This is a genomic window from Achromobacter sp. Marseille-Q4962 (assembly GCF_943737005.1).
In the GTDB taxonomy this organism is placed as follows: Bacteria; Pseudomonadota; Gammaproteobacteria; order Burkholderiales; family Burkholderiaceae_B; genus Achromobacter.
Window position 1 is genome coordinate 113,796 of sequence record NZ_CALSFU010000002.1, and the last position, 24,271, is coordinate 138,066.

General features: G+C 69.8%; 24 protein-coding genes. 6 read left to right on the forward strand and 18 right to left on the reverse strand.

Going from position 1 to position 24,271, the window contains the following annotated elements:
* The first annotated feature begins 6 nt into the window (after positions 1 to 6).
* Positions 7 to 1,023: an ABC transporter substrate-binding protein gene (locus NGJ44_RS02255; RefSeq protein WP_251862972.1), complete on the forward strand. Its 1,017-nt coding sequence runs from the start codon at positions 7 to 9 to the stop codon at positions 1,021 to 1,023.
* Between the two features lies 1 nt (position 1,024).
* Positions 1,025 to 1,804, forward strand: a complete 780-nt coding sequence (locus NGJ44_RS02260; protein ID WP_053244245.1) for an SDR family oxidoreductase — start codon at positions 1,025 to 1,027, stop codon at positions 1,802 to 1,804.
* Positions 1,805 to 1,928: 124 nt separating this feature from the next.
* Here NGJ44_RS02260 and NGJ44_RS02265 read toward each other — a convergent pair whose 3' ends face one another.
* The 10 genes from NGJ44_RS02265 to NGJ44_RS02310 are packed head-to-tail and all read right to left on the reverse strand — an operon-like array spanning position 1,929 to position 11,555.
* Positions 1,929 to 2,846 (reverse strand): SMP-30/gluconolactonase/LRE family protein, encoded by a 918-nt coding sequence (locus NGJ44_RS02265; RefSeq protein WP_251862973.1) that lies wholly within the window; start codon positions 2,844 to 2,846, stop codon positions 1,929 to 1,931.
* Positions 2,847 to 2,884: 38 nt separating this feature from the next.
* Positions 2,885 to 3,871 carry a Bug family tripartite tricarboxylate transporter substrate binding protein gene (locus NGJ44_RS02270; protein WP_053244247.1) on the reverse strand — a complete coding sequence of 329 codons (987 nt, stop codon included), beginning with the start codon at positions 3,869 to 3,871 and terminating at the stop codon, positions 2,885 to 2,887.
* 33 nt (positions 3,872 to 3,904) lie between these two features.
* A complete protein-coding gene (locus NGJ44_RS02275) occupies positions 3,905 to 4,861 on the reverse strand; it encodes a tripartite tricarboxylate transporter substrate binding protein (RefSeq protein WP_053244248.1) in 957 nt (318 codons plus the stop codon).
* Between the two features lie 46 nt (positions 4,862 to 4,907).
* Positions 4,908 to 5,861: a tripartite tricarboxylate transporter substrate binding protein gene (locus tag NGJ44_RS02280; protein WP_251862974.1), complete on the reverse strand. Its 954-nt coding sequence runs from the start codon at positions 5,859 to 5,861 to the stop codon at positions 4,908 to 4,910.
* 55 nt (positions 5,862 to 5,916) lie between these two features.
* The gene (locus NGJ44_RS02285; protein WP_251862975.1) at positions 5,917 to 6,987 is read right to left on the reverse strand and encodes a cyclase family protein; all 1,071 of its coding nucleotides are present in this window, start codon (positions 6,985 to 6,987) and stop codon (positions 5,917 to 5,919) included.
* A 10-nt stretch (positions 6,988 to 6,997) separates the two neighbouring features.
* Positions 6,998 to 7,945 (reverse strand): NAD(P)-dependent oxidoreductase, encoded by a 948-nt coding sequence (locus NGJ44_RS02290; protein WP_251862976.1) that lies wholly within the window; start codon positions 7,943 to 7,945, stop codon positions 6,998 to 7,000.
* Positions 7,942 to 8,625 (reverse strand): RraA family protein, encoded by a 684-nt coding sequence (locus tag NGJ44_RS02295; protein ID WP_251862977.1) that lies wholly within the window; start codon positions 8,623 to 8,625, stop codon positions 7,942 to 7,944. The genes NGJ44_RS02290 and NGJ44_RS02295 overlap by 4 nt, the downstream gene beginning before the upstream one ends.
* 49 nt (positions 8,626 to 8,674) lie before the next feature.
* Entirely contained in the window at positions 8,675 to 9,670 is a 996-nt protein-coding gene (locus tag NGJ44_RS02300; RefSeq protein ID WP_251862978.1) for a Bug family tripartite tricarboxylate transporter substrate binding protein, read from the reverse strand.
* A 17-nt stretch (positions 9,671 to 9,687) separates the two neighbouring features.
* Positions 9,688 to 10,563: an amidohydrolase family protein gene (locus tag NGJ44_RS02305; RefSeq protein ID WP_251862979.1), complete on the reverse strand. Its 876-nt coding sequence runs from the start codon at positions 10,561 to 10,563 to the stop codon at positions 9,688 to 9,690.
* 23 nt (positions 10,564 to 10,586) lie between these two features.
* Positions 10,587 to 11,555, reverse strand: a complete 969-nt coding sequence (locus NGJ44_RS02310; RefSeq protein ID WP_251862980.1) for a Bug family tripartite tricarboxylate transporter substrate binding protein — start codon at positions 11,553 to 11,555, stop codon at positions 10,587 to 10,589.
* Positions 11,556 to 11,648: 93 nt separating this feature from the next.
* On the opposite strand from NGJ44_RS02310, the gene NGJ44_RS02315 reads away from it, so the two are divergent.
* A complete protein-coding gene (locus NGJ44_RS02315; protein WP_251862981.1) occupies positions 11,649 to 12,386 on the forward strand; it encodes an IclR family transcriptional regulator in 738 nt (245 codons plus the stop codon).
* Here the strand turns inward: NGJ44_RS02315 and NGJ44_RS02320 are convergent.
* Genes NGJ44_RS02320 through NGJ44_RS02350 form a run of 7 tightly spaced genes read right to left on the reverse strand, consistent with a single transcriptional unit; the run spans position 12,383 to position 20,141 of the window.
* Positions 12,383 to 13,141 (reverse strand): carboxymuconolactone decarboxylase family protein, encoded by a 759-nt coding sequence (locus NGJ44_RS02320; protein ID WP_251862982.1) that lies wholly within the window; start codon positions 13,139 to 13,141, stop codon positions 12,383 to 12,385. The genes NGJ44_RS02315 and NGJ44_RS02320 overlap by 4 nt on opposite strands.
* A complete protein-coding gene (locus NGJ44_RS02325) occupies positions 13,129 to 14,313 on the reverse strand; it encodes an SDR family NAD(P)-dependent oxidoreductase (RefSeq protein WP_251862983.1) in 1,185 nt (394 codons plus the stop codon). The genes NGJ44_RS02320 and NGJ44_RS02325 overlap by 13 nt, the downstream gene beginning before the upstream one ends.
* The gene (locus NGJ44_RS02330) at positions 14,313 to 15,071 is read right to left on the reverse strand and encodes an SDR family NAD(P)-dependent oxidoreductase (protein ID WP_251862984.1); all 759 of its coding nucleotides are present in this window, start codon (positions 15,069 to 15,071) and stop codon (positions 14,313 to 14,315) included. The genes NGJ44_RS02325 and NGJ44_RS02330 overlap by 1 nt, the downstream gene beginning before the upstream one ends.
* A gap of 9 nt (positions 15,072 to 15,080) precedes the next feature.
* Positions 15,081 to 16,025 carry an acyl-CoA dehydrogenase family protein gene (locus NGJ44_RS02335; protein ID WP_251862985.1) on the reverse strand — a complete coding sequence of 315 codons (945 nt, stop codon included), beginning with the start codon at positions 16,023 to 16,025 and terminating at the stop codon, positions 15,081 to 15,083.
* On the reverse strand, positions 16,022 to 17,227 hold the full coding sequence (locus NGJ44_RS02340; protein WP_053244363.1) for an acyl-CoA dehydrogenase family protein: 1,206 nt from the start codon (positions 17,225 to 17,227) through the stop codon (positions 16,022 to 16,024). The genes NGJ44_RS02335 and NGJ44_RS02340 overlap by 4 nt, the downstream gene beginning before the upstream one ends.
* A gap of 8 nt (positions 17,228 to 17,235) precedes the next feature.
* Positions 17,236 to 19,368 (reverse strand): acetate--CoA ligase family protein, encoded by a 2,133-nt coding sequence (locus NGJ44_RS02345; RefSeq protein WP_251862986.1) that lies wholly within the window; start codon positions 19,366 to 19,368, stop codon positions 17,236 to 17,238.
* Between the two features lie 2 nt (positions 19,369 to 19,370).
* On the reverse strand, positions 19,371 to 20,141 hold the full coding sequence (locus NGJ44_RS02350) for an enoyl-CoA hydratase/isomerase family protein (protein WP_053244362.1): 771 nt from the start codon (positions 20,139 to 20,141) through the stop codon (positions 19,371 to 19,373).
* Between the two features lie 279 nt (positions 20,142 to 20,420).
* On the opposite strand from NGJ44_RS02350, the gene NGJ44_RS02355 reads away from it, so the two are divergent.
* Complete coding sequence (locus NGJ44_RS02355) at positions 20,421 to 21,299, forward strand: SMP-30/gluconolactonase/LRE family protein (RefSeq protein ID WP_053244361.1); 879 nt, start codon at positions 20,421 to 20,423, stop codon at positions 21,297 to 21,299.
* 21 nt (positions 21,300 to 21,320) lie between these two features.
* On the opposite strand, the gene NGJ44_RS02360 is transcribed toward NGJ44_RS02355, so the two are convergent.
* Positions 21,321 to 22,268, reverse strand: coding sequence for a LysR family transcriptional regulator (locus NGJ44_RS02360; RefSeq protein WP_235489096.1), 948 nt, complete (start codon positions 22,266 to 22,268; stop codon positions 21,321 to 21,323).
* Between the two features lie 104 nt (positions 22,269 to 22,372).
* Here NGJ44_RS02360 and NGJ44_RS02365 point away from each other — a divergent pair, with 104 nt between their 5' ends.
* Positions 22,373 to 23,437, forward strand: coding sequence for an LLM class flavin-dependent oxidoreductase (locus tag NGJ44_RS02365; protein WP_251862987.1), 1,065 nt, complete (start codon positions 22,373 to 22,375; stop codon positions 23,435 to 23,437).
* 10 nt (positions 23,438 to 23,447) lie between these two features.
* Positions 23,448 to 24,245 (forward strand): flavin reductase family protein, encoded by a 798-nt coding sequence (locus NGJ44_RS02370; protein WP_251862988.1) that lies wholly within the window; start codon positions 23,448 to 23,450, stop codon positions 24,243 to 24,245.
* The last annotated feature ends 26 nt before the right edge of the window (positions 24,246 to 24,271 follow it).

The following is a 24,271-nucleotide window of genomic DNA, read 5'->3' on the forward strand; positions in this document are numbered from 1 at the left end:
CCTCCCATGCGTCCGTCTCCCACCCGCCGCGCGCTGCTGGCCGCGGCCGCCGGCTTCGCCGCGGCGTCGCTCGCGGCCCCCGCCGCCCGCGCCCAGGCCGCGGCTTCCGGCAAGATCGTCCTGGCCGGCTGGAGCAAGCCCATCGCCGAGATCACCAACCTGCTCGCCGAACCCGACAAGGGCTTCTTCAAGGCCCAGGGCGTGGATCTCGTCTATCTGCCGGGCGCCGGCGGAGGCGACGCCATCCGCAATATCCTGAGCGGCCAGGCCGACGTGGCGTTCACCGATCCCGGCTCCTTCTTCATGGCGCTCGACAAAGGCGAAAAGCTGCGCGCCATCTACGACATCTATCCGCAGAACGTTTTCAACGTGGTGTCGCTCAAGTCGGCCCGCATCGCCCGCCCGGCGGACCTGAAGGGCAAGCGCATCGGCGTCTACAGCCTGTCCAGCGGCACGCGGCAGAACCTGCTCGTGCTGCTGCACCAGGCCGGCCTGAGCGAGTCGGACGTGGAAATCGTGGTCACCGGCGTGCTGAACTTCGCGCCCCTGCTGCAGGGCCAGGTCGACGCCACCGCGGCCACCGACACCGGACTGCTCGCAGGCCGGCGCCGCGGCCTGGGGGATGTCGACGTCATGGAAATGCGCGACTACATCAACGTCTCCAGCGACCTGTTTGTGGTGCGCGAGCAGGTCTACCAGGAGAAGAAAGCCCTGCTGCGCGCCTTCCTGCGAGCCTACCGCGACAGCGCCGCCTGGATGATCGCCCGGCCGGAAGAGGCGGCCTCGATCGCTTCCAAACGCGCCATCGACGGCACCGACCGCCAGGTCAATCTGGAGGTGATCCGCCTGCGCAACGCCGCCGCGGTCGCGCCGCCCGGCCCGGACGGCAAGGCGCGTCCGCTGGGCGCTTTCGACCTCGAACGCCTGCAGAAGGCGGCCGACGCTTACCGCGAACTGGGCCTCATCCAACGCCGTATCGACGTGGCCGGCGTGGTCGACGCCGGCCTGCTGCCGGAGTCGTGACATGAACGCTTCCCGAAAATTCGCAGGCAAGGTGGTGCTGGTGACCGGCGCCAGCCGGGGCATCGGCGCCGAAATCGCGCGCAGCTTCGCGCGCGAAGGCGCGACCGTGGTCGTCAATTACCTGAACAATGCCGCCGCCGCGGACGCCGTGGTCGCGCAATGCCAGGACGCCGGCGGCGACGCCTGGGCCGTGCAGGCCGACGTCGGCTCGCCGGAAGCGGTGCGCGCCATGATGGACGCCATCGTGCTGGAAACCGGCCGTCTCGACGTGCTGGTCAACAACGCGCTGCGGCATTACGCCTTCGATCCGCGCCGGCGCACCGCCTTCGGCGACCTGGGCTGGGCCGACTACCAGGCGCAGTTCGACGGCGCGGTCGGCGCGGCCTTCAACACCTGCGGCGCCGCGCTGCCGCATTTCAGGCGGCGCGCCCAGGGCTGCATTGTCAATATCGTCAGCAATCTCGTCGAGCATCCCGTGGTGCCATACCACGATTACACCACCGCCAAGGCCGCGCTGGCGGCATTCAGCCGCAATCTCGCGGTCGAGCTGGGGCCTTTCGGCATCCGGGTGAACTGCGTCGCGCCGGGCCTGGTGTACCCCACCCAGGCCAGCGGCGGCACCCAGGAGTCCTTCCGCGAATCGCTCATCGCCGCCACGCCGCTGCGCCGCATCGCCCGGCCCGAAGACGTCGCCGGCCCGGTGCTGTTCCTGGCTTCCGACTGGAGCGGGTTCATGACCGGACAGGTGCTGTTCGTGGATGGGGGACTGGTGATGCGTTGAGGCGGCGGCATCGCGCGCAGCGCGCTGCATCCGCGCGCGGCCCTGGCGCGCCCCGCCGCCGCGTTCCGGGATTTCATGATGCACGCGGCGGGCAGTGAGCGCAGCGGCCCGCGGCCGCGGTTTTTCAGGCCGGGCGGGCCAGGGCGAGCCCGGCGCGCGGCGCCCGGGCGGTGAGGATGGATCCGGACACGGATTCGGTGCAGTAGAGGGTGCGCCGGTCCGGGCCGCCGAACGCGAGGTTGGTGGTGGACATGCCTGCGGGGCTGCGCCATACCGTCGTCGGCTCGGCCCGGTGATCGAGCCGCCAGACATAGCCCAGGCCGGGATTGCAGACGAGCAGGTTGCCCTCCACGTCCACCGCCAGGCCGTCCGGTCCGCTGGGGCCGTACGATGTGAAGAACTGGCTGACCTTGCTCACGCTGCCGTCGAGCAGCAGGGGCACGCGCCAGACGCAGTTTCCGCGCGTCACCGCCAGGTAGAGCACTTTTTCGTCGGGCGACAGCGCCACGCCGTTGGGGCTGGGCACGTTCGCCAGCAGCAGGTCGAGCTGGCCGTTGCGGCGCAGCCGGTACAGGCGGCCGGAGGGATCGTGCAATCCGCTCTGTCCCTGGTCGGTGAAGTAGAGATTGCCGTCGCGGTCGAAGACCAGGTCGTTCACGCCTTTGAAGCGTTCGCTGTTGCGGCGCTCCAGGTAGGGACGGACCGCGCCGCGGGCGAGGTCCAGCGCCATGAGGCCGTTCTTGTAGTCGGTGATGAGCAGATGGCCGGCATCGAGGAACTTCATGCCGTTCGGCTCGCCGTCGTACTCGGCCACCAGCGTCCACTGGCGCGCGGGGTCGATGCGGAACACGCGGCCCCAGGGAATGTCCGCCACATAGAGGTTGCCGGCGTCGTCGAAGACGGGGCCTTCGAGAAAGGAATCGGCCGGGGCGCCGCCGCGGTTGGCGTCGGACCAGGCGCTGCGCTGCGGTTTGCGGAACCGCTCCGGCATGGCGGACCACACTTCGAATTCGACCACGTCGGGCGCTTGCAGCAGGAACATGGGATAGCTCCGGTAAGTGAATGGGGGACGGCGCCGGCTCAACGCGCGTCGAAGCCGATCTTCCTGGCGACGTTGCCCCACATGGCGCCGCTGTCCTGCAGGATGCGGGCGAATTCCTGCGCGTCGGCGGCGCGCGGCTCGGCGCCCATCCGGGTGGCGAATTCCCGCATTTCGGCGGTGGACATGACGGCGGCGATGTCGCGCTGAAGACGGTCGAGCACGGGCTGCGGCGTGCCTTTGGGCGCCCACAGGCCGGTCCAGTTCATGACGCCGAAGTCTGGCACGCCGGCTTCGGCGAAGGTCGGCACGTCTGGCAGGACGGCCAGCCGCCCCGCGCCGCTGACGGCGAGCAGGCGGAGCTGGCCGCCTTGCACCGGGCCCATGATGCCGGTGGTGGAGGCGAACTGGAAATCGATGACCTTGCCCAGCACGGCCTGTGTGGCTTCGGCCGCGCCCTTGAAGGGCACGTGCATGAATTTCACGCCGGTGGCGATGGCGAGCGCCTCGGCCGCGAAGTGCGGCGTGGTGCCGGGCCCGCCCGAGCCGTAGGTGACGACGCCGGGCTGCTTGCGCGCCTGCGAGAGCAGGTCGTCCAGCGTCTTGTACGGCGAGTCGGCGCGGACGGCCAGACCCATGGGGGCGAAGACGAAGGCGGAGACGGGCCGCAGATCCTGTGCGGGATCGAAGGGCAGGTTCTTGAAGATATACGGCAGCAGCGAATACGTGGTGTCGTTGGCCACCAGGGTGTAGCCGTCGGCCGCGGCGCGCGCGGCCTGGTTCGCGCCTATGGTGCCGGTGGCGCCCGGCTTGTTCTCGACCACGAAGCTCTGGCCGGTCCGGGCGGCGAGCATCTGCGCCATCTTGCGCGTGGCGACGTCGACGGCGCCGCCCGGGCCGTAGGGAACGATGATGCGCACGGAACGCTCGGGCCATTCGGCGTGCGCCGCGCCGGCGCATGCGATGAGGGCGGCGGCCAGCGCCGCGCGTTTCAAAAGAGCGGATACGGAAAAGCGATGGCGTTGCATATGTCTTCCTCGATTCGATGTTCTGCCGCGGGCCTATTCGGCGCTTAGCCCGAGGTCGCGCGCGAGCGCACTGTATTCCCTGACTTCGTCCGTCAATTGGGCCTGGAAGCCGGCGCCGCAGGTCTGTCTGGGCTGCATGCCGAGGGCCTTCAGGCTTGCGGCCGTTTCCGGCGCGGCGGCGAAGCGCCTGCTCAACGCTTCGAGGCGTTGCCGTATGTCGTCCGGCAGCCCCGCGGGCGCCAGCACGCCATACCAGGCGTCGGCGGCGTAGCCATGGACGCCGGCCTCGTCGAAGGTCGGCACGCCGGGGAGCTGCGGCACGCGGCGGGGCGACGCGACGGCCAGGGCGGCGAGCTTGCCGGACGTTATCTGGGGCAGGACCGAGCCGAGCGTCGCCAGCGAACTGTCGACCTGGCCGCCCATGAGATCGGAGACGGCCTGGGCCGCGCCTTTGTACGGGATATGGTTCATGGAGGCGCCGGTGAGCTGCAGGAACCGGGCCGTGGCGAAATGGCCGGAGCTGCCGGTGCCGGGCGTGGCATAGGTGTGCTTGCCCGGCTCGGCTTTCAGCCGGGCAAGAAAGTCCGCCATGCTCACGGCGGGCAGGGCGGGCCCCACCACCAGCACGGTGGGGCTGGCCGCGACCGCGCAGATCGGCGTGAAGGAGCGCAGGGCGTCGAATTTCACGCGGTCGCGGTAGAGCGCCGGGATCATGGTGTGATTGGTGGCGCCCATCAGCAGCGTGTAGCCGTCCGGCGCGGCCTTGGAGACGGCTTCGGCGGCCAGGATGGTATTGGCGCCCGGCTTGTTCTCGACCACGAAGGTCTGCCCCAGGGCCTGCGACGCATACGAGGCAAAGGCGCGGGCGACCACGTCCGTCGGTCCGCCGGGCGAGAAGCCGACAATGATGCGCACCGGCCGCTCGGGATAGGCGGCATGCGCCGCGCCGGCCAGCAGCGCGAGGGCCAGCATGGGAAGGATTTTTTTCATGGAATGTCTCCTGCGTCGGCGGCGTCGTGGCGCGCGCCGAGGATCGTCAGTTTTTCCGGATGCCGGCGTCGGCCAGCACTTGGGCGGCGCGCCGCATTTCGCCGTCGAGAAACGCGTTGAACTCGGCGGCCGTGGAGCCGACGGGCTGTGCGCCCAGCTCGGCCAGACTGCGGCGCAGGCCGGGATCCCGCAGCGTGGCGTGCACCGCCTCTTCGACGCGGGCGGCCACGTCGGCGGGCAGGCCCGCCGGCGAGAAAATGCCGTTCCATTCGTAAACCGCGTAGTCCGCCAGGCCCGTCTCGGCGACCGTGGGAACGTCCGGCAACTCGGGTACGCGCTCGCGCGAGGTGACGGCCAGGGCGCGCAGCTTGCCGCCTTTCACCAAGGGATAGGACGCCGCCATGTTGCTGAACATCATGTCCACCTGTCCGCCCATCAGGTCGGTCAGGGCGGGCGCGCCGCCCTTGTAGGGGATGTGGGTCAGGGTCAGGCCCCTGCCCTGCGAGAACGAAGCCGCCGCGATGTGCTGGGCCGTGCCCTGGCCGGGCGTGGCGTAGGTGAGATGGCCCGCGCGGGCCGCGGCTGCCAGGTCGTCGACCCGCCGGTACGGCGCCTGGGACGGCACCACCAGCAGATTGGGCGTGAGGCTGACCAGCGCGATCGGGCGGAAGTCGCGCCTGGGGTCGTAACTCAGCGACTTATAGAGGGCGGGGTTGATGGCGAATGCGGTGGCGTCGTAGAGCAGGGTATAGCCGTCGGCGGGGGCGCGCGCCACGCTGGCGGCGCCGATGGTGCCGCTTGCGCCGGGGCGGTTTTCCACGACCACGGGCTGGCCCAGGCGGGCCGCCAGCTTTACGGCCACCAGGCGCGCCTGGGCGTCGGCCGCGCCGCCGGCGGAATACGGAACGACCAGCTTCACGGGCTTTTCCGGGTATTGCGCGGCGGCCAGGGGCACGAGCAGCGCCAGGAACGCGCCGCCAAGAAATCGAATCGGGTTCAAGTTGTCTCCTCCTGTGGATGATTCGGCCGGCCGGTCCGGCCTGGCCGGTTTTTTTTCAGACGGTGGCGATCGGCGTGGCCGGAGAGCCGGCGGCGCCCGGCAGGCGCAAGGGGGGCGCGGTAAGCAGGAAGCGATGGCGGCCGTGCGCGCGCAGCCATCCGGCCAGCGGCGTGAGCCACCACAATTCGCCGAGGTGGATGCCGTTCTTGAACAGGCAATGCTCGTGCAGCGGCAGGCGCGCGCGGCGCAGCGGCGTGGCGCGCCCGCCGAAGTCCACCGGCCGCACCAGCTCGACCGCCGGGTTGTCGGCGATCAGGCAGGCCAGCCGCGAGTCGACGATCCACTGCAGCAGCCGCTCGTCGTTGCCGTCCAGGCCGCTGCCCAGCGCGTGCAGGCGCGCCACATCGGGCTGCCGGTTCATCGCCATCAGCGCGTCGCCGAAGCCGGTGTGCAGGCAGACCATGTCGCCGGGTTCGATGCTCACGCCGTCGGCCTCCATGATGCGCATGAGACGCTCATAGCCCACCGCCGTCCGCGTCCTGCCGACGTGGCGTTCCAGGTCGATCATTACAGCCCGTCCCTGCACGCCGTGCTCGGCCAACTGCTCGATGCCCAGCGCGCCCGCATTCGGCCCGGGAAAGCGCGCCCAGTCGGCCGCGGCTTGCGGGTCTTCTTTGGCGGCGACGATGTCCTTGCCGGCGCGAAAGCCGTTGTAGAACACCGCTTCCGCGTGTCCGTCGCCGTCCGCGTCGAAGCGGCTGCCCATGTGCGCGAGGCTGTCCCACTGCGTGGAGTACTGCGTATTCATGAGCAGCACGTCATCGCAGACCACGTCGGTCAGCCGGGGGTCTTCGCAGGCATACGACCAGCAGTAGCCCTGCGCGCCGGCGCTCTTGCCGTCGCGCAGCGTGGCATAGCGCCGCGGCGGAAGGCGGCGGGGATTCAACGCCATGCCGCCCGGCATGTCCAGCGGCAGCGAAAGGCAGAACGTCAGCCCTTCGCGGACTTCGGCGATGCCCTGCAGCACCTTGCGCCTGTCGACCAGGTTCATGCGCCCGCGCTGGTCGTCGGGCCCGAATTCGCCCCAGTTGCTGCCGGCGGGCGCGTGTGTCCATCGCTGCGGCATGGCCCGCTCCTCAGGCCGAGGCCGCATCGCGGGCGAGCACGGCCAGCGCATTGCGCGCGGCGGCGACGCCCATGTTCACATAGGCGTCGCCGGTGACGCCGCCGATGTGCGGACTCAGGATGATGTTCGGCTCCTGCTGGAAGGGATGGCCCGGCGTCATGGGCTCGACCGCGAAGCTGTCCAGGCCCGCCGCCATCACCTGGCCCGAGCGCACGGCGTCCAGCAGCGCGGTTTCATCGACCAGTCCGCCGCGCGCGGTATTGACGAGAATCACGCCGCGCTTGCACCGGGCGAGCGTGGCGGCGTTGACCAGTCCGCGGTTCTCGTCAGTCAGCGGGCAATGCAGCGAGATCGCGTCCGCGTCGCGCCAGATATCGTCCAGCGCGGCCTGCGCGACATGCTCGGGAAACCGCCGCGCGTAAGGATCGAAGCCGATGACGCGCATGTTCATGGCGTGGGCCATGGCCGCCATGCGCTGCCCGATGGCGCCCAGGCCCACCAGGCCGAGCGTCCGGCCCGCCAGCTCGACGCTCTTGTGCGTGGCCTTGTCCCAGTGCCCGCCGCGCATGCGGGCATCCAGCTTCACCACCGATTTCGCGCAGGCGAGCAGCAGGGCCACGGCCTGTTCGGCCACGGCCGCCGCGTTCGCGCCCACGGCCGCGACCACCTCGATGCCGCGCTGCGCGGCCGCGGCCTTGTCGATGGTGTCGGTGCCGCTGCCGTGCTTGGAAATCACGCGCAGGGACGGGGCGGCGTCCATCGCGGCGTCGCCCACTTTGCTGTAGCGCACGATGATGGCGGCCGGATCGTGCTCGCGGCAGAGCGCCACGATGTCCGCTTCGGAAGGCGTCTTGCCGGCGAAGACCACGTCGCAGTCGCGCAGCAGCGCCAGCGCCTGGGGCGCGAGATCGGCCGCCGTCACCAGCACCTTGGGTTTCCGGGCTGCCGGGGCGCTCACAGCGATTCTCCTTCTTTCAGCACGCCGGCGGCGCGCAGGGCTGCGACGAGCCACTTGGCTTGCGTGTCGCCCGCGTTGATGGCCTCGATGCGGGCGGCCTCGTCCTTGACCTTCTTTTCGGCGGCGGGCAGCAGGCCGGCGATTCTCTCGCGTTCCACGACCACGACGCCGTCGGCGTCGCCGATGACGAAGTCGCCGGGATGGACCGTGACGCCGCCCACGGACACCGGATGGCCGATGCGTCCGGGGACATTCTTGGTGGGGCCGTTGGGGTTCGTGCCCGCGGCGAACACCGGGTAGCCCATTTCGATGATGTCGCAGGCGTCTCGCGCGGCGCCGTCCATCGCCACGCCGGCGATGCCCAGCTTGCGGCAGGCGTTCATCATGATCGTGCCCATCAGCGCGGAGCTGAGGTCGCCCTTGCCGTCGATGACGAGCACGTCGCCGGGGCGAGCCAGCGACATGGCGGCGTGGATCATGAGGTTGTCGCCGGGGCGCACTTCGACCGTCAGCGCGCTGCCGGCGAGTTTCATGCCGGGATGCAGCGGGCGTATGCGTCCGCTCAGCGCGCCGCGGCGCCCGGCCACGTCGGCCAGGATGGCCGGCTGCAGTTGCGCCGCGCGGCGCACGATGTCCTCGCCGACGCGGGGAAAGTCTTTGACGATGTCCTGGTTTGCCATGGAAGTTCCTGTTCAGGGTTCAAGAGCCGTGTTGTGGTGAAAGGGGACCTCAGGCGGGCTTGATGCCGGCGTTGCGGATGAGCGCGCCCCACTTGTCGAAGTCCGCCCTGCGCACCCGGTCGAGCTGCTCGGGCGGACCGCCGGCCAGGCCGATGCCCAGCTGCTGCGCGAGCGCCTGCAGCGAGGGGCTTTGCAGCGCCTTGCCGATGCCGGCATTGAGCGTCCCGATGACGGCCCCGGGAGTGCCGGCCGGCGCGAAGACGGCCTGCCACTGTTCGACGATGAAATCGGCATAGCCCGCTTCCGTCATGGTCGGCGCGCCGGGCAGGGCGGCGAGCCGCTGCGCGGACGTGACGGCCAGGGCGCGCAGCGCGCCCGCCTGGATGTGCGGCAGCGCCGCGGCCACCGGCACGAACGCGAATTGCACCTGGCCCGCCAGCGTGTCTTGCAGCGCCGGCGTGTCGCCTTTGTAGGGAACGTGCAGGAACCGCGTGCCGCTCTGCTGTTGCAGCAGCGCGCCCTGCATGTGCAGGATGGTGCCGGTGCCGCCGGAGGCATAGGCGATGCGGCCGGGCGCTTTCCGCGCCGCGTCCAGCAGGTCGGCCAGCGTCCGGAAGGGCTGCGCGGCGCCCACTACCAGCACGTGCGGAATGGTGCCCACCATGATGACGGGCGCGAACGATTCGATGGGGTCGTACGGCAGCTTGCCCATCAGGTGCGGGGCGATGGCCTGCGGGCCGATCGACGTGCCGAGCAGGGTGAGCCCGTCGGGAGCGGCCCGGGCGACGCGGGCCGCGCCGATGGTGCCGGTGGCGCCGGGACGGTTTTCGACGATGACCCGGGTGGCCAGCAGCGAGTCGAGCTGTTGCGCGATGGCGCGTCCCAGCACGTCGGTGCTGCCTCCGGGCGGGTAGGGAACCACCCAGGTAATGGGTTTGCCGGCGGGCCAGTCTTGCGCGGCGCGCGCCTTGAAAGCGGCGCCGGCCGCCAGCGCCGCGCCCAGGCCCAGCAGATGGCGGCGCGTCATGGAGAAGGGATGGTGCATGGCGTTTCCGTGGAAAGTCAGTCGCAGGGCGGGAAGCCGTACAGCGCCCGCGGGTTGTCGGTGAGGATTGCGCGCAGCGTCGCGGCGTCGCCGGCCCATTCGGCCAGGCGCTCGAGCTGGCGCGCGTCGTCCGGCATGGGCTGCAGGCCGGCCGACGCGGTGGCGTGCGGCCAATCGCTGCCCCACACCACGCGCGCGGCCGATGCTTCGATGTAGCCGCGGGCCAGGCGGTCCAGGGCGGGGTCGTCCACGCTGTGCAGGGCGCTGACGAGGTAGCCGCCCGAAAGCTTTACCCAGGCCTTGCCGTCGCGCATCAGGCGCAACGCCAGCGCATGCGCGGGATGGCGGAATGCCTGGGCGGGCGCGATGCGCGCCATGTGGTCGAATACCAGCGGCACGGGTAGCCGGGCCAGGGAATCGCCGAGCGCGGCCAGCTGGTCGGGAGGCATCAGGAGCTGCATGTGCCAGCCCAACGGCGCCACGCGGCGCGCCAGCGGTTCGATTTGCTCGGGCGATCCCGTCACGCCCAGGGACAGGTTGAGCCGGATGCCCCGGACACCGGCGGCATGCATTGTTTCCAGCTCCGCGTCGGTTTCCGTGCCGTCGATGACGGCCACTCCGCGCGCCTGCCCGGCCATCGCGGCCATGCCCGCAAGCATGCAGCGGTTGTCGGCGCCGTAGGTGGAGGGTGTCACCAGGACGGCGCGCTGCATGCCCAGCAGGCGCTGCAATGCGCGGTACTGTCCGGCATCCGCATCGGGCGGCCGCAGCGCCGCGCCGGGGGCGGCGGGGCAGCGGGCGTCGTAGACATGGATGTGGCAATCGCATGCGCCGGGCGGCATGGCGACGGCCGGCGGCGCGCTGCTAGCCGAGAAGGCGAACGTTGCGGTCATCGGTGTGGGTCCGGCCGGGCGGCTTACTCGACGTGCGCGCCCGAGTCCTTGACGATCTTGCCCCAGCGGATGCGGTCGTCGTGGATCAATTGGGCAAACTGCGCCGGCGTGCTGGTCAGCGCGCGGGCTCCCTGCTCGCGGTACTTGGCGGCGAGGTCGGGCGTCTCCAGCGCCTTGTTGAATTCGGCGTTGAGCCGTTGCACGATGTCCTTGGGCACGCCGGCCGGCGCCGCGAGCCCGAACCAGGTCACGGCCTCGAAGCCCGGATAGCCGCGCTCGCCGATGGTGGGCACGTCCGGCAGGTCGGGCGCGCGCTCGGCGGAGGTGACGGCCAGCGCCCGCATCTTGCCGTTGCGCACATGGCCGATCAGCGTGGGCACGGACGACAGATACATGTCGATCTGGCCGCCGATCAGGTCGTTGGCGGCCTGGGCGGCGCCCTTGTACGGAATGTGCGTCAGTTTGATGCCGGCCGCATTCTGCAACTGCACCGCGGCCAGGTGCGCAACCGTGCCGTTGCCCGAACTGGCGAAGTTCAGCGCGCCGGGATGGGCCTTGGCTTCCGCGATCATGTCGTCGAAGGTCTTGAGGCGGGAATTGGCCGGCACCACGAGCACCAGCGGCGCATCGGCCACGAGGCCGATCGCGGTCAGGTCTTTTTCGGGGTCGTAGGGCAGCCGGGGGTACAGCGTGGGGTTGATCGCCAGATTGCTGGTCTGGCCGAGCACCAGCGTGTAGCCGTCCGGCTCGGACTTGGCGGCGGCGTCCACGCCGATATTGCCGCCCGAGCCCGGCCGGTTTTCCGTCACGATGTTCCAGCCGGTGTCGGCCGCCACCTTGACGGCGGCCTCGCGGGCCAGGACGTCGGTGCCGCCGCCGGGCGGGAAGGGCACGATCAGGCGGATGGGTTTGGCGGGATACGCCTGGGCCAGGCAGAGGCCGCTGGCCAGGGCCAGGGCCAGGCCGGACAGGACGCGCGCGATCAGCTTCATGGTTGTCTCCGATGATTGTTCTGGTCCGCGCATTGTGGATGTGTGTTCCGTCTAATACAATACGAGTTCGTATAGCGAAACGTGTTGCGTACAATGGACGAAAACAAAGACCACGATCCGGCCGATGCCGGCGCAGAGGAAGGCGTCGTCGCGGTGCGGCGCGCCATGCGCATCCTGGAGGCATTCGGTGTGGAGGATTCGCACCTGTCGCTCGCGGAGCTGAGCCGGCGCACCGGATGCCACCGCTCCACGGTGCTGCGCCTGGCCCGCACGCTGGCGCTGGACGACTATCTGGCGCAGCGGCCCGACGGCACTTGGCGGCTGGCGCGCGCGGCCGGCTGGCTCGGCGCCTGCTACCAGGCAACGTTCAATGTGCTGGAGGTGGTGCAGCCGGTGCTGCGCGAGCTATCGGCCGCTACTGGAGAAAGCGCCACGTTCTATGTGCGCGAGGGCGGCCAGCGCATCTGCGTGGCGCGGGTCGAGGGCCCGAAGTCCATCCGGCACCATGTGCGCGTCGGCGCCGCCCTGCCGCTGGCCCTGGGAAGCCCCGGGCGCGTGCTGCTGGCGTTTTCCGGCGAGCCGGGCGAGCCCTATGAGTCGATCCGGCGGACCGGATACATGATGTCGCTGGGCGAGCGCGACGCCGAAGTCTCGAGCATTTCCGCGCCGGTGTACGGCATCAACTGGACGCTGCAAGGCGCGATCTGCATCTCCGGCCCCCTGTCGCGCCTGACCGAGCAGGTTCTGCTGGGCCACAAGGAAGAGATATTGTCGGCCGCCAGCCGCCTGTCGCGCGCCATGATGGGCGCGCGGCAGGGTCAGCCGCGCTAACCGCCGACTGCCTGCGCGCTGCCGGCGCCGGCGGCCCCGGCGAGGCCGGCATGAACCGTGGCGCCCAGAGCCGCGCCGTGGATGGCCAGGTGGGCGCCCAGCTGGATGGCCTGGAGCAATTCGGCCCGGTTCGCTCCCAGGGCCAGGCCCTCGGCGATGAGCGTGCGCGTGGCGGCCATGTCGCCGTGCGTGAAGCAGGCGTGCAGGGCCAGGCGCACCAGCAGGCGTTCCGCATGGCTCAGGCCGTTCGCAGGCGCGCCCTGCTCGGCGAAGTCCAGCAGTACGGCGACGTAGCCGGGGTCCAGCGCGGCCAGGCGCAGCAAGCTTGCGGCCTGTTCGGGCCGGAGTTTCCCGATGCGCGCGCGCAGCGCGCGCGGAATGTCCGGGCAGGAGGGCGGCGCGGCCGCATGCAGCAGGTCGGCGGCCTGGAGCACGGCGCTCACTCCCTGCAGCGTCACGAGGTGCAGCACGTCGAATATGTCGGCGTCGCTGGCGCCGGCCTGCCGGGCAAGCCGCATGTGGGTGGCGAGCCCCGCTTCATGAAGATGGGTGGCCGACGCGTCGAGCGCGATGTACAGCAGCTCCACCATGCGCGGGCTGAGCGGTCCGGTTTGCGCCGGGTAGCCCGCATAGTCGGCGTAGCGGGCCAGGAAGTCCGGATTGGCGCGCAAGAGGGCTTCGGTCCAGGGACGCCAGTAGCCGCGCGCGGCGATGAAGCGCGCCTTGATGGCGTCGGTATCGGTCACGGGTTGCATCGCAGCGTCTGTCCAGTCAGATATTGCGCCTGGGCGCCGGCCGCGAAACGCAGCAGCGGCGCCAGGGATTCGGCGGAGGTATCGGGGGCGACTTCCACGGCATTGACGCGCCGGGCGTCGGCGCCCCATTCGCAGGCCAGCGTGGCCACCAGCATGCGCAGGGCGGCGGACTCGCCGGCCGCCTCCCAGTCCGGCTTGTTTTCACGCGGCAAGAGCAGGGTCAGGCTGCCGGGGCCGTCATGCGCATGGCGGCGCGCCGCATCCAGCGCGGCGTCCAGCCGCTGCCCCACGGGACGGTCCAGCACGGTCGCGTCCGCGACGGCGGGATAGCCGTCGCTGCAGGGCTGCGGCTCGGGCAGGCCGATCCAGGAACCGCGGATTCGGAGGTCCAGCGGGGCATCGCAGGACACCGGGGCGTGGCGGGAAGGCTGGCACGGCTGGCTGCCTCCGAAGACGGACGAGCCGCCGTCCACGGCAAGCAGGCCGCCGCCGATGGGACGGGCATGCGGGCCGGCCAGAAATGCGAGCGCGCAGGCCATTTCCTCGGGAGCGGCCATTCTGCCGAGCGGAATCTTCGCGACGGCGCGCGCCGGGTCGAGGCGGCCCGACTCGATCAGTCCGTTCACCAGTTCGGTCCGGACGAAACCGGGGCACAGCACCGTCATGACATATTCGGGATGGGCACGCGCCAGTGCGCGCGTCTGGGCGATGAGCCCTGCCTTGCTCGGGCTGTAGGCGCCGCGCCAGGGGATGGCGTGCAGGCCGGCGCCGGACGCCACGTTGACGATGCGCGCGCCGCGGACCAGGCGGCCGCGCAGGGCGTGCAGGAGCCGCGCCGGCGCGCGCAGGTTCAGGTCGAGCAGGCGTTGCCAGTCGCCGGGCGCGATGTCCGTGGCGGGACGGTTGCCGCGTTCCGTCATGCCGGCGTTGTTGATGAGCGCGTCCAGGCGGGGCAGTTCGTCGGCCAGGGCCGCGATCCGGGTCGCGTCGGCGAGGTCCGCGACGCAGGCCAGATGCCCGCCCTGCGCGGAGGGCGGCAGCGCGGCGCGCAAGGCTTCCAAGGCCGGCGCGTCGCGGTCCAGCAGCACGCAGCGCCAGCCTTGCCGCGCCAGGCGCCAGGCGGCGGCGCGGCCAATGCCGCTGGCCGCGCCCGTCAGCAGCACCGTGTCCATCAGAGCGTGGTGAAGGTAATGCCGCCGTCCACCACCAGGGCCTGGGCCGTGATGAAACGGGCCTCGTCGCTGGCCAGGAAAGCGATGGCGCCGGCCACGTCGTCCACCGTGCCCAGGCGGCCCATGGGCGTGCTCGCGATGCGCCGGGCGTCGCGTTCGGCGTTGCGGTTGCGCTGGGTGCCTTCGGTGGGCACGGCCGAAGGGCATACGGCGTTGACGCGGATGCCGCGCGCGCCCAGTTCGGCCGCGGCCGCGCGGGTGATGCCGAGAACGCCGGCCTTGATGCCGGAGTAGACCACCGATCCGGGCGCGGATTTGAGGGCGGCGGTGGAGGCGACGTTGACGATGGCGCCGCCGCGCTCGCCGTCCATGGCCTCGGCGGCGGCCTGCATGCCCCAGACCACCGCCTTGAAACCGATGTCCAGCATGCGGTCCAGGGTCTCGGGCATGATGTCGGGCACGTGCTGGTAGCGCACCCACGCCGCGTTGTTGACCAGGATGTCGAAGCGCGAGCCGTGCTCGGCGGCCTGGCGCACGGCCTGCGCAATGCCTTCGCGCGTCGCCACGTTCCGCACCACGGGAAACGCCTTGCCGCCCGCGGCCTCGATGGCGGCCACGGCGTCGTCCACCAGTTCCTGCTTTAAATCATTGACGCCCACGATGGCGCCGCGCGCGGCGAGCTGGCGGGCCGTGGCCCGGCCGATGCCGGCGCCCGCGCCGGTGACGAGCGCCACGCGCCCGGCGAGATCTTGTTGCATAGTCGTTTCCTACACCGATTCAATGAAGGCGCGCCCCGTTTCGCGAGACAGGCCGCCGAAGGCCGCGTCCAGCCTGCGCACCGCGCGCAGCGCGCGGTGCAGCGGCAATTCCCAGGTAAAGCCCATGCCGCCGTGCAGATGGATGGCTTTCTCGATGACGAAGGCGGCATTCGCGATGGCGCCGGCCAGCGCGGGACGCGGGTCGCGCGGCGCGCCGTATTCATCGGGCCGTATGGCGCGGCGGATGGCCGCGCTGGACACTTCCTGCAACAGGCGCATGCGCGCCAGCAGATGGCGGACCGCCTGCTTGGCCGACAATGGCCGGCCGAACTGCACGCGCGTGGCCATATAGCTCGCCGCCGCCTGCAGCGCGCCTTCGGCCGCGCCGTTGGCGAATTCGGCCAGCAGCAGCCGGGCCTGGCGCTGCAGCGCGTCCCAGGCCGACGTATCCAGGCGCGCCAGCACGGGCGCGTGCCGCAAATCGAGCCAGACCTGCGGGCAGTCCGGGTCCAGCGCGGCCTGCACTTCGCGCGGCGACCCGGCGGCATCCACGAGCGCGGCGCCTTCGGCATCGGCCGCGAGCACCCAGTCGGCCGGGCCGTGGTCCAGCCGGACCCAGCCATCCGGCAGCCGGCCCTGCCATGCGATGCCGGCCAGGCGCTCGCCCGAGGCCAGCGCCGCGGCCTGCGGCGTGTCCGCCAAGGCATGGGCGGCGACGATCTGCTCGGCCAGCGGCAGGGGCAGGCGCAGCCGTCCCGCGGCATGGACGATGGGCAGCGCAAAGCGCAGGTCCAGGCCCAGCCCGCCGTCGTCCTCGGCGGCCATCACGCCGCACAGGCCGGCACGCGCCAGCACGGCCGCCATGTCGTGCACGTCCTGGCGGGTCAGCGCGTCCATGATGGCCGCTTCGGCGGCCTGGGCGAATTCCTCGGGCTGCAGTGCGTCGCTGCTCATGTCAGATCCTTGGGAAGATTCATGATGCGCTGCGCGATGACGTCGAGCTGCACTTCGGTGGTGCCTGCGTAGATCGTCTCGGCGCGCGCGAATAAGTAGGCGTTGGTGCAGGCCTGCCGGGCGCGGCGCGCCAGCGGGCTGGATTGCGGACCAACCTGCGAAAGCAGCGAGAGGGCGAGCCCGGCGAAAGCCTGATGGCATTCCGACCAGTAGAGCTTGGTGAGCGAGCCGCGCGCGCCGATGGCCTCGCCGCGCATCATGCGCTCGACCGTCAGCTCCACCAGGCCTTTCAAGCCGTCGATCTCCGAGGCCAGTTCGCCGACGCGGCGCTGCACGCCGCCGTCTTCCAGGGCGGGAGCGAGCCGGGCATCGGATTTGCACGCCGCGATAAGCTGGCGCAGCTCGCACTCGAAGCGCCAGGGACGGTACATGCGGTTGGTGGCCCGTTCGATGGAGAGCACCCGGATGGCGGCGCTCCAGCCCTCGTCCGGCGCGCCCAGGCGCGCGCTGTCGGGAACCACGACGTCGTCGAAGAAGACCTCGGCGAAGGATTCCTTGCCGTCGATGGACTTGATGGGGGCGACGCGGATGCCCGGCGTGTCCATGGGCACGGCGAACATCAGCAGGCCGCGATGCCGGTCGGCCACCGTGCCGGTGCGGGTGAGCAGCAGGCAGTAGTGCGCCTTGGCCGCGCCGCTGGTCCAGATTTTCTGGCCATTGATGCGCCAATGGCCGCCTTCCCGCACGGCCCGGGTGCGCAGCCGCGCGAGGTCGGAGCCGGCGTCGGGTTCGGAAAACCCCTGGCACCAGTACTGGCGCATGGCCAGGATGGCGGGCAGGAACGCCTGCTTCTGCGCTTCGGTTCCGACCGCCATGATGATGGGGCCGGCCAGCTCCTTGCCGATGGAGCTCACGCTCTCCGGCATGGGCAGCGCGCCGATTTCCTTGTTCACGGCCAGATGCTCGCGCAGCGTCAGTCCATGGCCGCCATAAGGTTTGGGCCAGGTCATGCCCGCCAGGCCGGCCTGGTACATGGCGGCTTCCCATGCGCTGCTTTCGGCCAGCGTCGCGGGCCGCCAGTCCGGGCTGTCGGTCCGCATGAAACCGGGCAGATTGGCGCGCAGCCAGGTGCGCGCATGTTGGCGGTAAACCTCGGGCCCGGCGGCCGGGTCGGGGACCGCTACGTGATGGTCGAAGTGCATGCCAGTCCTCAGTGAGCGGGCGCGGCGCGCGGGATCATCAGCGCGTCCAGCACGATCGCGCCCTGGCCCTGCGGGCGCACCAGAATGGGGTTCATATCGATTTCGGCGATGTGATCGCGATGCCGGAAGGCGAATTCCGACAGGCGGGCCACGCTGCGCGCGGCCGCGCCGATGTCCGCCTTGGCCCGGCCGCGCGCGCCGTCCAGCACGGGAAACATCTTGAGCGAACGGATCATCGCCAGCGCTTCGTCCTCGGTCACGGGCGCGGCCTGCACCGCCACGTCCTTCAGCACCTCGGCGTAAATGCCGCCCATGCCCACCATGACGATGGGACCGAAGACCGGATCCCGCGAAATGCCGGCGATCAGTTCCGTGCCGCCGCGCACCATGGGCGCCACCAGAACGCCGTCGATGCGCGCCCGAGGCGCATGGCGCGCCGCGCTGCCGACGATCCGTTCATAGGCCGCGCGCACGGCATCGGCGTCGACCAGGTCCAGCGCCACGCCGCCGATCTCGGTCTTGTGGGCGATGTCTTCGGAGGCGATCTTCAGCACGACGGGATAGCCTATCGTCTCGGCGGCGCGGACGGCCTCGCCGGCATCGCGGGCGACGAACTCGCGGGGCACGTCGATGCCGGCCTGGCCCAGGGCGCGCTTCGCGTGGAATTCGCTGCGGAACACCGCCGGATCGACGGGTTCGGCGGCAGGCAGCCGGGCGGGCTCGGACGCGGCGGCGCTCAGGCGGCCCAGCGCGACCAGGCCGGCCAGCCCGGTCGCCGCGGCGTCGATGCTGGAAAACACGGGAATGCCCAGCGCGTTGATCTCGCCGACCGCGTCGGCCGGACCCTGGCTGATGACCATCAGCAGGCGGTCGGGATGGCTGGCGCGCACCTGGGCGAGCGCCTCGAGGTAGACGCCGCGCAGCCTCGTGTTGTAGAGCGACAGGGACATGAACAGCGCCAGCGTCCCGTCCGACGGATCGTCCAGCAGGGCGCCCAGCAGCTCGAGCAGGATGTCGGGGCGGCTGGACATCTGGGCCGAGGCGTCCACGGGATTGCCCGTGCTCGCGGTGGGAACGGCTTCGCGTATGCGTCGTTGGGTATGGGACGCGAGCGCGGGCAGGGCCAGGCCCGCTTCGCTCATGGCGTCGGCCATCATGATGCCGAAGCCGCCGGAGGCGGCCACCAGCGTCACCGCCTCGCTGCGCGGCAGGCGGCCGGGCATGAGCAGCGAAGCGGCGTGGCCGATGTCGATCAGCGCTTCCACCGAACGCACGCGCAGCGCGCCATAACGGCGGAATACCGCGTCGATCACGGCATCCGAGCCGGTGAGGGCGCCGGTATGCGAAGCCGCCGCCGCCTGACCTTTCTCGGTCGAGCCGATCTTCAGGACGATGACGGGCTTGCGGCGTTCGCGCGCCATGCGCAAGGCGCCGACCAGCTTGCCGGCATTGCGGCAGGTTTCCATGCAGCACAGGATGATGCGCGTGGACGCGTCTTCGGCCAGGGCGGCGATGCCATCGGCCACGTCCACGTCGGCCTCGTTTCCGGTGGCGATGAATCGGCTTACGCCCATGCCGCGCCGGGCCACGCTTTGCATGGTGTGGCTGCCCACGTTGCCCGATTGCGAAACGATGCCCACCTGCCCGGCGGCAGGCATGTGCTCTTCGAGCGCGATCGAGAAGGAAGCGATCAGGCGGTCGGCCACGTTTACCGCGCCCAGGCAATTGGGACCGAGCAGGCGCATGCCATGGGCGCGGGCGATGCCGGCCAGCTCGGCCTGCAGGGCGGCGCCTTCCGGGCCGGCCTCCACGAAGCCGGACGACAGCACGATGGCGGCCTGCACGCCGCGGGCGGCGCAGTCCCGCAGCGCGGCCGGCGTGGCGGCCGCCGGCACGGCCAGGATGGCCAGTTCGGGCGCGGCGGGCGTGTCGAGCACCGATGCGTAAGCGGGCAGCCCCTGAATGACGCCGCCTTTGGGGTTGATGGGATAGACCGGGCCGGCATAGCCGTGCTTGGCCAGCATGTGCACGGGCCGGCCGCCGATCTTGGCGATTTCGTCGGAAGCGCCGATCACGGCGATGCTGCGGGCTTCAAAGAAGGCCGCCAGGCCGGCGCCCGGCTGTTGCGTCTGTTCCCCCATGCTCAGCGTCCTTTGAATACCGGCTGGCGCTTTTCGAGGAAGGCCATGCGGGCCTCGCGCGCGTCTTCGGTCTTGGCCAGGGCCATGGTGAAGTCCTGCTCGAAGCGGTAGGCATCCCGTTGCGGCATGAGGTCCACCATATTGGCCGCGCGCTTGGCGTACACCACGGCCAGCGGCGCCTTGGAGGCAATCTCATGGGCCAGTTCCAGGGTCGTGGGCAGCAGCCGGCCGGCGGGAAGCACGTCTTCCAGCACATTGCGGCGCAGCAGATCCTGCGCGCTGAGCCGTTGGCCGGTAAAGAACATGCGGCGCACGGTCGAGCGGCCGAACAAGGTGCGCAGCATGGAAGCGCCGCCCGCCAGGCCGACGTTGATCTCGGGCATGCCGAAGCTGGCGTTCTCGGAAGCGTACATGATGTCGCAGGCGGCCATGAGGCCCAGGCCCGCGCCCAGCGCGGCGCCGTTCACGGCGGCAATCACGGGCTTGGCGCATTCCCTGATGGCGTTGCCGGTTTCCCGCGTGACGCGGTTGTGTTCGAGGAAGTCGCCGGCGATGTCGGCATCGGGGCGGTCCTTGAGGTCGGCGCCTGCGCAGAAGACATTGCCGTTTCCGGTCAGCACGGCGCAGCGGATGTCGCCGCGCTCGGAGATCTCGTCGAAGACGGCGACGATGCGCCGGCGCATTTCGCGGTTGAGGGCATTGACGGGCGGACGATTCAGCGTAACGAGCGCAACGCCCTCGCTGACTTCGAATTTGACGGCGGGTTCGCTCATGCCCGCTCCTGGTACTGTCGGGGGAAGGCGGGCGCGCCGGGGGCGCGGTGGGCATGCTGCATCGTGTGTCTCCTCGAGTCGGAATGACCGGTCTTGCCTGTGCGCCGGAGCCTGGAGAGGCCGGCTTTTTTTTGATTATATGGATGGGTATTGCCGCGAATTCACGCCAGAAAAGTTGGTTGTGTTCTGCGCGAAAGCGGCATATTCCGGGGCTGCGCAAGCCGATACCATCGAAGCCGTGGCGGTTCGCCGGAACGCGGCGATGGAGGAAACCTGCAGATGCGTATCGATCGGATCGGCGCGCTGCGCGCGTCCCTGGGAGAGTGTCCCGTGTGGGATGCCGAGCGGCGGCGTTTATGGATGGCGGACTGCCGCAGCGGGCGGATCCATGCCCTCGACCCGGAAGGGGGACAGGCGCGGAGCTGGCTGCTGCCCGCGCCGCTGGGCTCTTTTGCGCTCAATGGAGACGACGAACTGGTCGTGGCCCTGAAGGAGGTTTTCGCGCTCTACCGTCCGGCCGACAACACGCTGCGCACATTGGCGCGCATCGACGACAGCCATCCCAACCTGCGCCTCAACGATGGCGTGCCGTTGCCCGACGGCAGTTTCGTGGCCGGCACGATGCACACCTGCCGGCAGGAGGGGCAGGAGCCGCTCGGAGGGCTTTATCGGCTGGATACCCGGGGCCGCCTGACGCGCATCGCGCAGGGCATCGGCGTGGCGAACGGTCCGAACGTGGATCTGCGCAATGAATTCTTCTATGTCTGCGACAGCGCGCAGCGCAGGATTTTCCGTTATCGCATGGACGGGGATGGCCGGCTCGGCGCGCGCGAAGTCTTCGTCGATACCGGGGCTTACGATTCGGCTCCGGACGGCTGTTGTTTCGATCTGGCGGGCGGCCTGTGGACCGCGCTGGTTCATGCGGGCGCCATCGCCAGGTTCGATGGCGCGGGCAGGCTGGACTTGCGGATAGACCTGCCCGTGACCCATCCCGCTTCGTTGTGCTTCGGCGGCGAGGACATGACGGACATCTTCGTGACGTCCATCAGCGACAGCGGGCGTCTGGCGGCCTCGGGGCCGCTGGATGGTTGTCTGCTCCGGCTTCGCGGCGTGGGCTTCGTGGGCGCGGCGCGGCCGCGTTGCCGGATACGCCCTTAGCGCCGGCAGGCGCCTGCCCGGTCATCCGGCGCCCGCCGCGGCCTTGCCGTAGGCCGTGAAGCGCAGCGTCTTGCCCGAGACGTGCGAGGCGATGAAGTCCAGGAACAGCCGGATCTTGGCCGGGATCATTGCCGTATCCAGGATGGTGGCGTACATGCCTTCTTCGAAGGTCGTGTTGGTGACGCGGTGGTCCGGGCACAGCCGGACCAGGGTGCCGCGCGTGATGTCGTTGTGCACGGTGTAGTCGTCCAGCAGGGCGATGCCTTCGCCCAGCCGCGCCAGCTCGAGCAGGGCCACGCCGTTGTTGGTGACGTGCCGCGGCTTGATCGGCACTTCTTCCTGGATCTCGTCCTGCTTGAATCGCCAGCAGTACTGGTCGCCGGGCAGGAGGTAGGCCAGGCAGGCGTGCTGCGCGACCTCGGCCGGCCTTGTCGGCGTTCCACGCGCGGCCAGATAGGCGGGAGACGCCACGAGGTAGCGCTCGCTCTTGAAAAGAATGCGCCGCTTCAGCCCGGCTTCGACGGGCGGCGAGATGCGGAAATCGATGTCGAAGTTGTTGCGCCTCAGGTCGGTCTTGGACTCGGACAGCACCAGTTCGACGAGGATGTCCGGGTACTGCTGGCGAAAGGCCGCGATGAGCGGAGGCAGCACGCCCAGCCCGAACATCATGCGCGAATGCACGCGCAGCGTGCCTTTGGGCGCGGCGCGGATCTCCGTGATGTTGCGGTGCGCCTCGTTGATGTTCCAGAGGATGCCTTCGAGCTGGCGGGCGTATTCCTGGCCGGCTTCGGTCAGCACGACCTGACGGGTCGAGCGCAGCAGGAGCTTGACGTTCAGCGCATTCTCGAACTCGGTGATCGTCCGGGAAACCGATGTGGCCGATACGCCGAATTGCCGCGCAGTCTCGGAGAAGCTCTCCGTTTTGGAAATCGACAGAAAGAGCTCCATCGCGCGCAGCCTGTCCATCATTCCTCCACTTTATGCAGCACAGAACGCCGCATTTATTGTATTCCAGCCATTACGGGCAGCCTTCTAGAATTTCCTTGAAGCTTCACGAACATTGAGGAGACATCATGGAATTCGGCGTATTCATTCTGGCGCAGCAGCGAGGTTATCACCAGTCGTCCCGGCAGGTCATCAACAACTCCATCGAACAGACCGTCGCGGCCGAGCAGGCGGGCTTCGACACAGCCTGGTACGCCGAGCACCACTTCAACAACTATTCCCTGTCGCCTTCGCCGCTGATGACGGTGGCGCACGCGGCGGCCAAGACGCAGCGCATCCGGCTGGGAACCGCGGTCTGCATTCTGCCGCTCTATCATCCTGCCCGGTTCCTGGCCGAAGTCGGCTTCGTCGATACGGTTTCCAACGGCCGGCTGGAGCTGGGCGTGGGCTCGGGCTACCAGGAATTCGAGTTCGAGCGCTTCGGCGTGCAGATCGCCGATTCCGGGGCCATCTTCAACGAGTTCCTCGACCTCATTCCCAAGGGGCTGACGCAGAAGATCTTCGAGCACGACGGGCAGTTTCTCAAGGTGCCGCCCAGTTCCATCGCGGTGCGCTGCCTGCAGGATCCCATGCCGCCGATGTGGATCACTTCGGGCAACCCCGTGACGCTGGGCCGCGGTGTGCGCGAGAATCACAATCTCTTCGTCACGGCCCTGCTCAAGGGCAACGACGCGATCGCCGAGCTGCGCGGCCGGCTGGAGAAAGTCGCCGCGGACAACGGCAAGGATCTGGACCGCGACGTGAAGTTCGGCTTTCTGCGCTGCGGCTATGCATCGGACAACAAAGCCGAGATCGACGCATACCTGGATTGCGCGCGCTTTCAGCGCCGCATCTCCGAAAGCCTGAAATACCGCCGCGCGCAGAGCGACGACGGCTACATGGTCAAGGAAGTCCCGTCGGAGAACGATCCGACCTTCGAGCAACTGCGCGGGAACCTGCCGGTGGGTTCGGTCAACCAGGTGATCGACAAGATGCTGGAAGAGATCAGCATCCTGCGCCCCAAGCACATTGCCTTGCAGACTCAACTGGGCGACTTCGACCAGAAGACCATGCTCAAGCAGATCGAGATCTGGGGCGACAAGATCATTCCCGCCATCCGCAAGGAAGTCGGCGCTTCCGCGCTGGCGGCGTAAGGAGCGCGTCATGCGTATCTACTTGAGCAATGCGGGCGCGATCTCGCTGCGCGAGCCGCTGGACTTCCGCCGGCTCGACGTCCTGGCCGACCCCCAGCCCAGCGACAGGCTCGAACGGGCCATCGCGCGGGTCGGGCGGCGCGAGGACGAGCGGCACATCCGCCTGTCGCCCTCGGTGCTGCGCTTCCTGTCGAAGCACGCGGGCGATCCGCAGTGGGAGGCGGGGTTCTCCGCGATGGTGGATTATGCGGCGCGCCACGGCTGGGTCGACGAGCGGGGCGACATCCGCGCCCACATGGTCGTGAACGAGCGCGACGACGTGGTGTCGGTCGACGACTTCAAGGCCGCGATGCGCGCCTTGCCCGCGGGCATCAGCGCGGTCAGCACCGGCGACGGCGAACAGGTGGCCGGCATGATCGTGTCCAGCCTCACGTCGATTTCCGCCGATCCGCCCATGGTCGGGTTCTTCGTGCAGCAGACTTCGTCTACGCGGGACGCCCTGCTGCGCAATGGCCGCTTCGTGGCCAACATCCTGGGCGAGAATCATGGCGGGGTCATCCAGGCTTTTCTGCGCCAGCCCCAGGGCCCGGCGCGTTTCGCGCAGGGCGGCTGGGTCGTGAACGAGCTGGGCTTGCCGGTTCTGCCGGATGCGCTGGCCAGCATCGAGTGCGACATCGTCTGCACCGAAGTGCTCGGCACCCACGATTTCATCGTCGGCAAGATGCGCAAGACCGCCTGCCGCCAGGCGCAGCCGGTCATCAATTTCAATGCCGCCACGCACCGCATCGCGCCCGTGCGGCTCCAGTAGGGCGGACGACGCCCGGCGCGCTTTGC

Coding starts and splice junctions, on each gene's coding strand:
- NGJ44_RS02370 (WP_251862988.1), top strand. CDS start 23,448: ATGCGTATCTACTTGAGCAATGCGGGCGCGATCTCGCTGCGCGAGCCG.
- NGJ44_RS02315 (WP_251862981.1), top strand. CDS start 11,649: ATGGACGAAAACAAAGACCACGATCCGGCCGATGCCGGCGCAGAGGAA.
- NGJ44_RS02360 (WP_235489096.1), bottom strand. CDS start 22,268: ATGATGGACAGGCTGCGCGCGATGGAGCTCTTTCTGTCGATTTCCAAA.
- NGJ44_RS02295 (WP_251862977.1), bottom strand. CDS start 8,625: ATGGCAAACCAGGACATCGTCAAAGACTTTCCCCGCGTCGGCGAGGAC.
- NGJ44_RS02265 (WP_251862973.1), bottom strand. CDS start 2,846: ATGTTCCTGCTGCAAGCGCCCGACGTGGTCGAATTCGAAGTGTGGTCC.
- NGJ44_RS02285 (WP_251862975.1), bottom strand. CDS start 6,987: ATGCCGCAGCGATGGACACACGCGCCCGCCGGCAGCAACTGGGGCGAA.
- NGJ44_RS02335 (WP_251862985.1), bottom strand. CDS start 16,025: ATGAGCAGCGACGCACTGCAGCCCGAGGAATTCGCCCAGGCCGCCGAA.
- NGJ44_RS02330 (WP_251862984.1), bottom strand. CDS start 15,071: ATGCAACAAGATCTCGCCGGGCGCGTGGCGCTCGTCACCGGCGCGGGC.
- NGJ44_RS02340 (WP_053244363.1), bottom strand. CDS start 17,227: ATGCACTTCGACCATCACGTAGCGGTCCCCGACCCGGCCGCCGGGCCC.
- NGJ44_RS02320 (WP_251862982.1), bottom strand. CDS start 13,141: ATGCAACCCGTGACCGATACCGACGCCATCAAGGCGCGCTTCATCGCC.
- NGJ44_RS02350 (WP_053244362.1), bottom strand. CDS start 20,141: ATGAGCGAACCCGCCGTCAAATTCGAAGTCAGCGAGGGCGTTGCGCTC.
- NGJ44_RS02260 (WP_053244245.1), top strand. CDS start 1,025: ATGAACGCTTCCCGAAAATTCGCAGGCAAGGTGGTGCTGGTGACCGGC.
- NGJ44_RS02325 (WP_251862983.1), bottom strand. CDS start 14,313: ATGGACACGGTGCTGCTGACGGGCGCGGCCAGCGGCATTGGCCGCGCC.
- NGJ44_RS02365 (WP_251862987.1), top strand. CDS start 22,373: ATGGAATTCGGCGTATTCATTCTGGCGCAGCAGCGAGGTTATCACCAG.
- NGJ44_RS02355 (WP_053244361.1), top strand. CDS start 20,421: ATGCGTATCGATCGGATCGGCGCGCTGCGCGCGTCCCTGGGAGAGTGT.
- NGJ44_RS02345 (WP_251862986.1), bottom strand. CDS start 19,368: ATGGGGGAACAGACGCAACAGCCGGGCGCCGGCCTGGCGGCCTTCTTT.
- NGJ44_RS02255 (WP_251862972.1), top strand. CDS start 7: ATGCGTCCGTCTCCCACCCGCCGCGCGCTGCTGGCCGCGGCCGCCGGC.
- NGJ44_RS02270 (WP_053244247.1), bottom strand. CDS start 3,871: ATGCAACGCCATCGCTTTTCCGTATCCGCTCTTTTGAAACGCGCGGCG.
- NGJ44_RS02305 (WP_251862979.1), bottom strand. CDS start 10,563: ATGACCGCAACGTTCGCCTTCTCGGCTAGCAGCGCGCCGCCGGCCGTC.
- NGJ44_RS02310 (WP_251862980.1), bottom strand. CDS start 11,555: ATGAAGCTGATCGCGCGCGTCCTGTCCGGCCTGGCCCTGGCCCTGGCC.
- NGJ44_RS02275 (WP_053244248.1), bottom strand. CDS start 4,861: ATGAAAAAAATCCTTCCCATGCTGGCCCTCGCGCTGCTGGCCGGCGCG.
- NGJ44_RS02300 (WP_251862978.1), bottom strand. CDS start 9,670: ATGCACCATCCCTTCTCCATGACGCGCCGCCATCTGCTGGGCCTGGGC.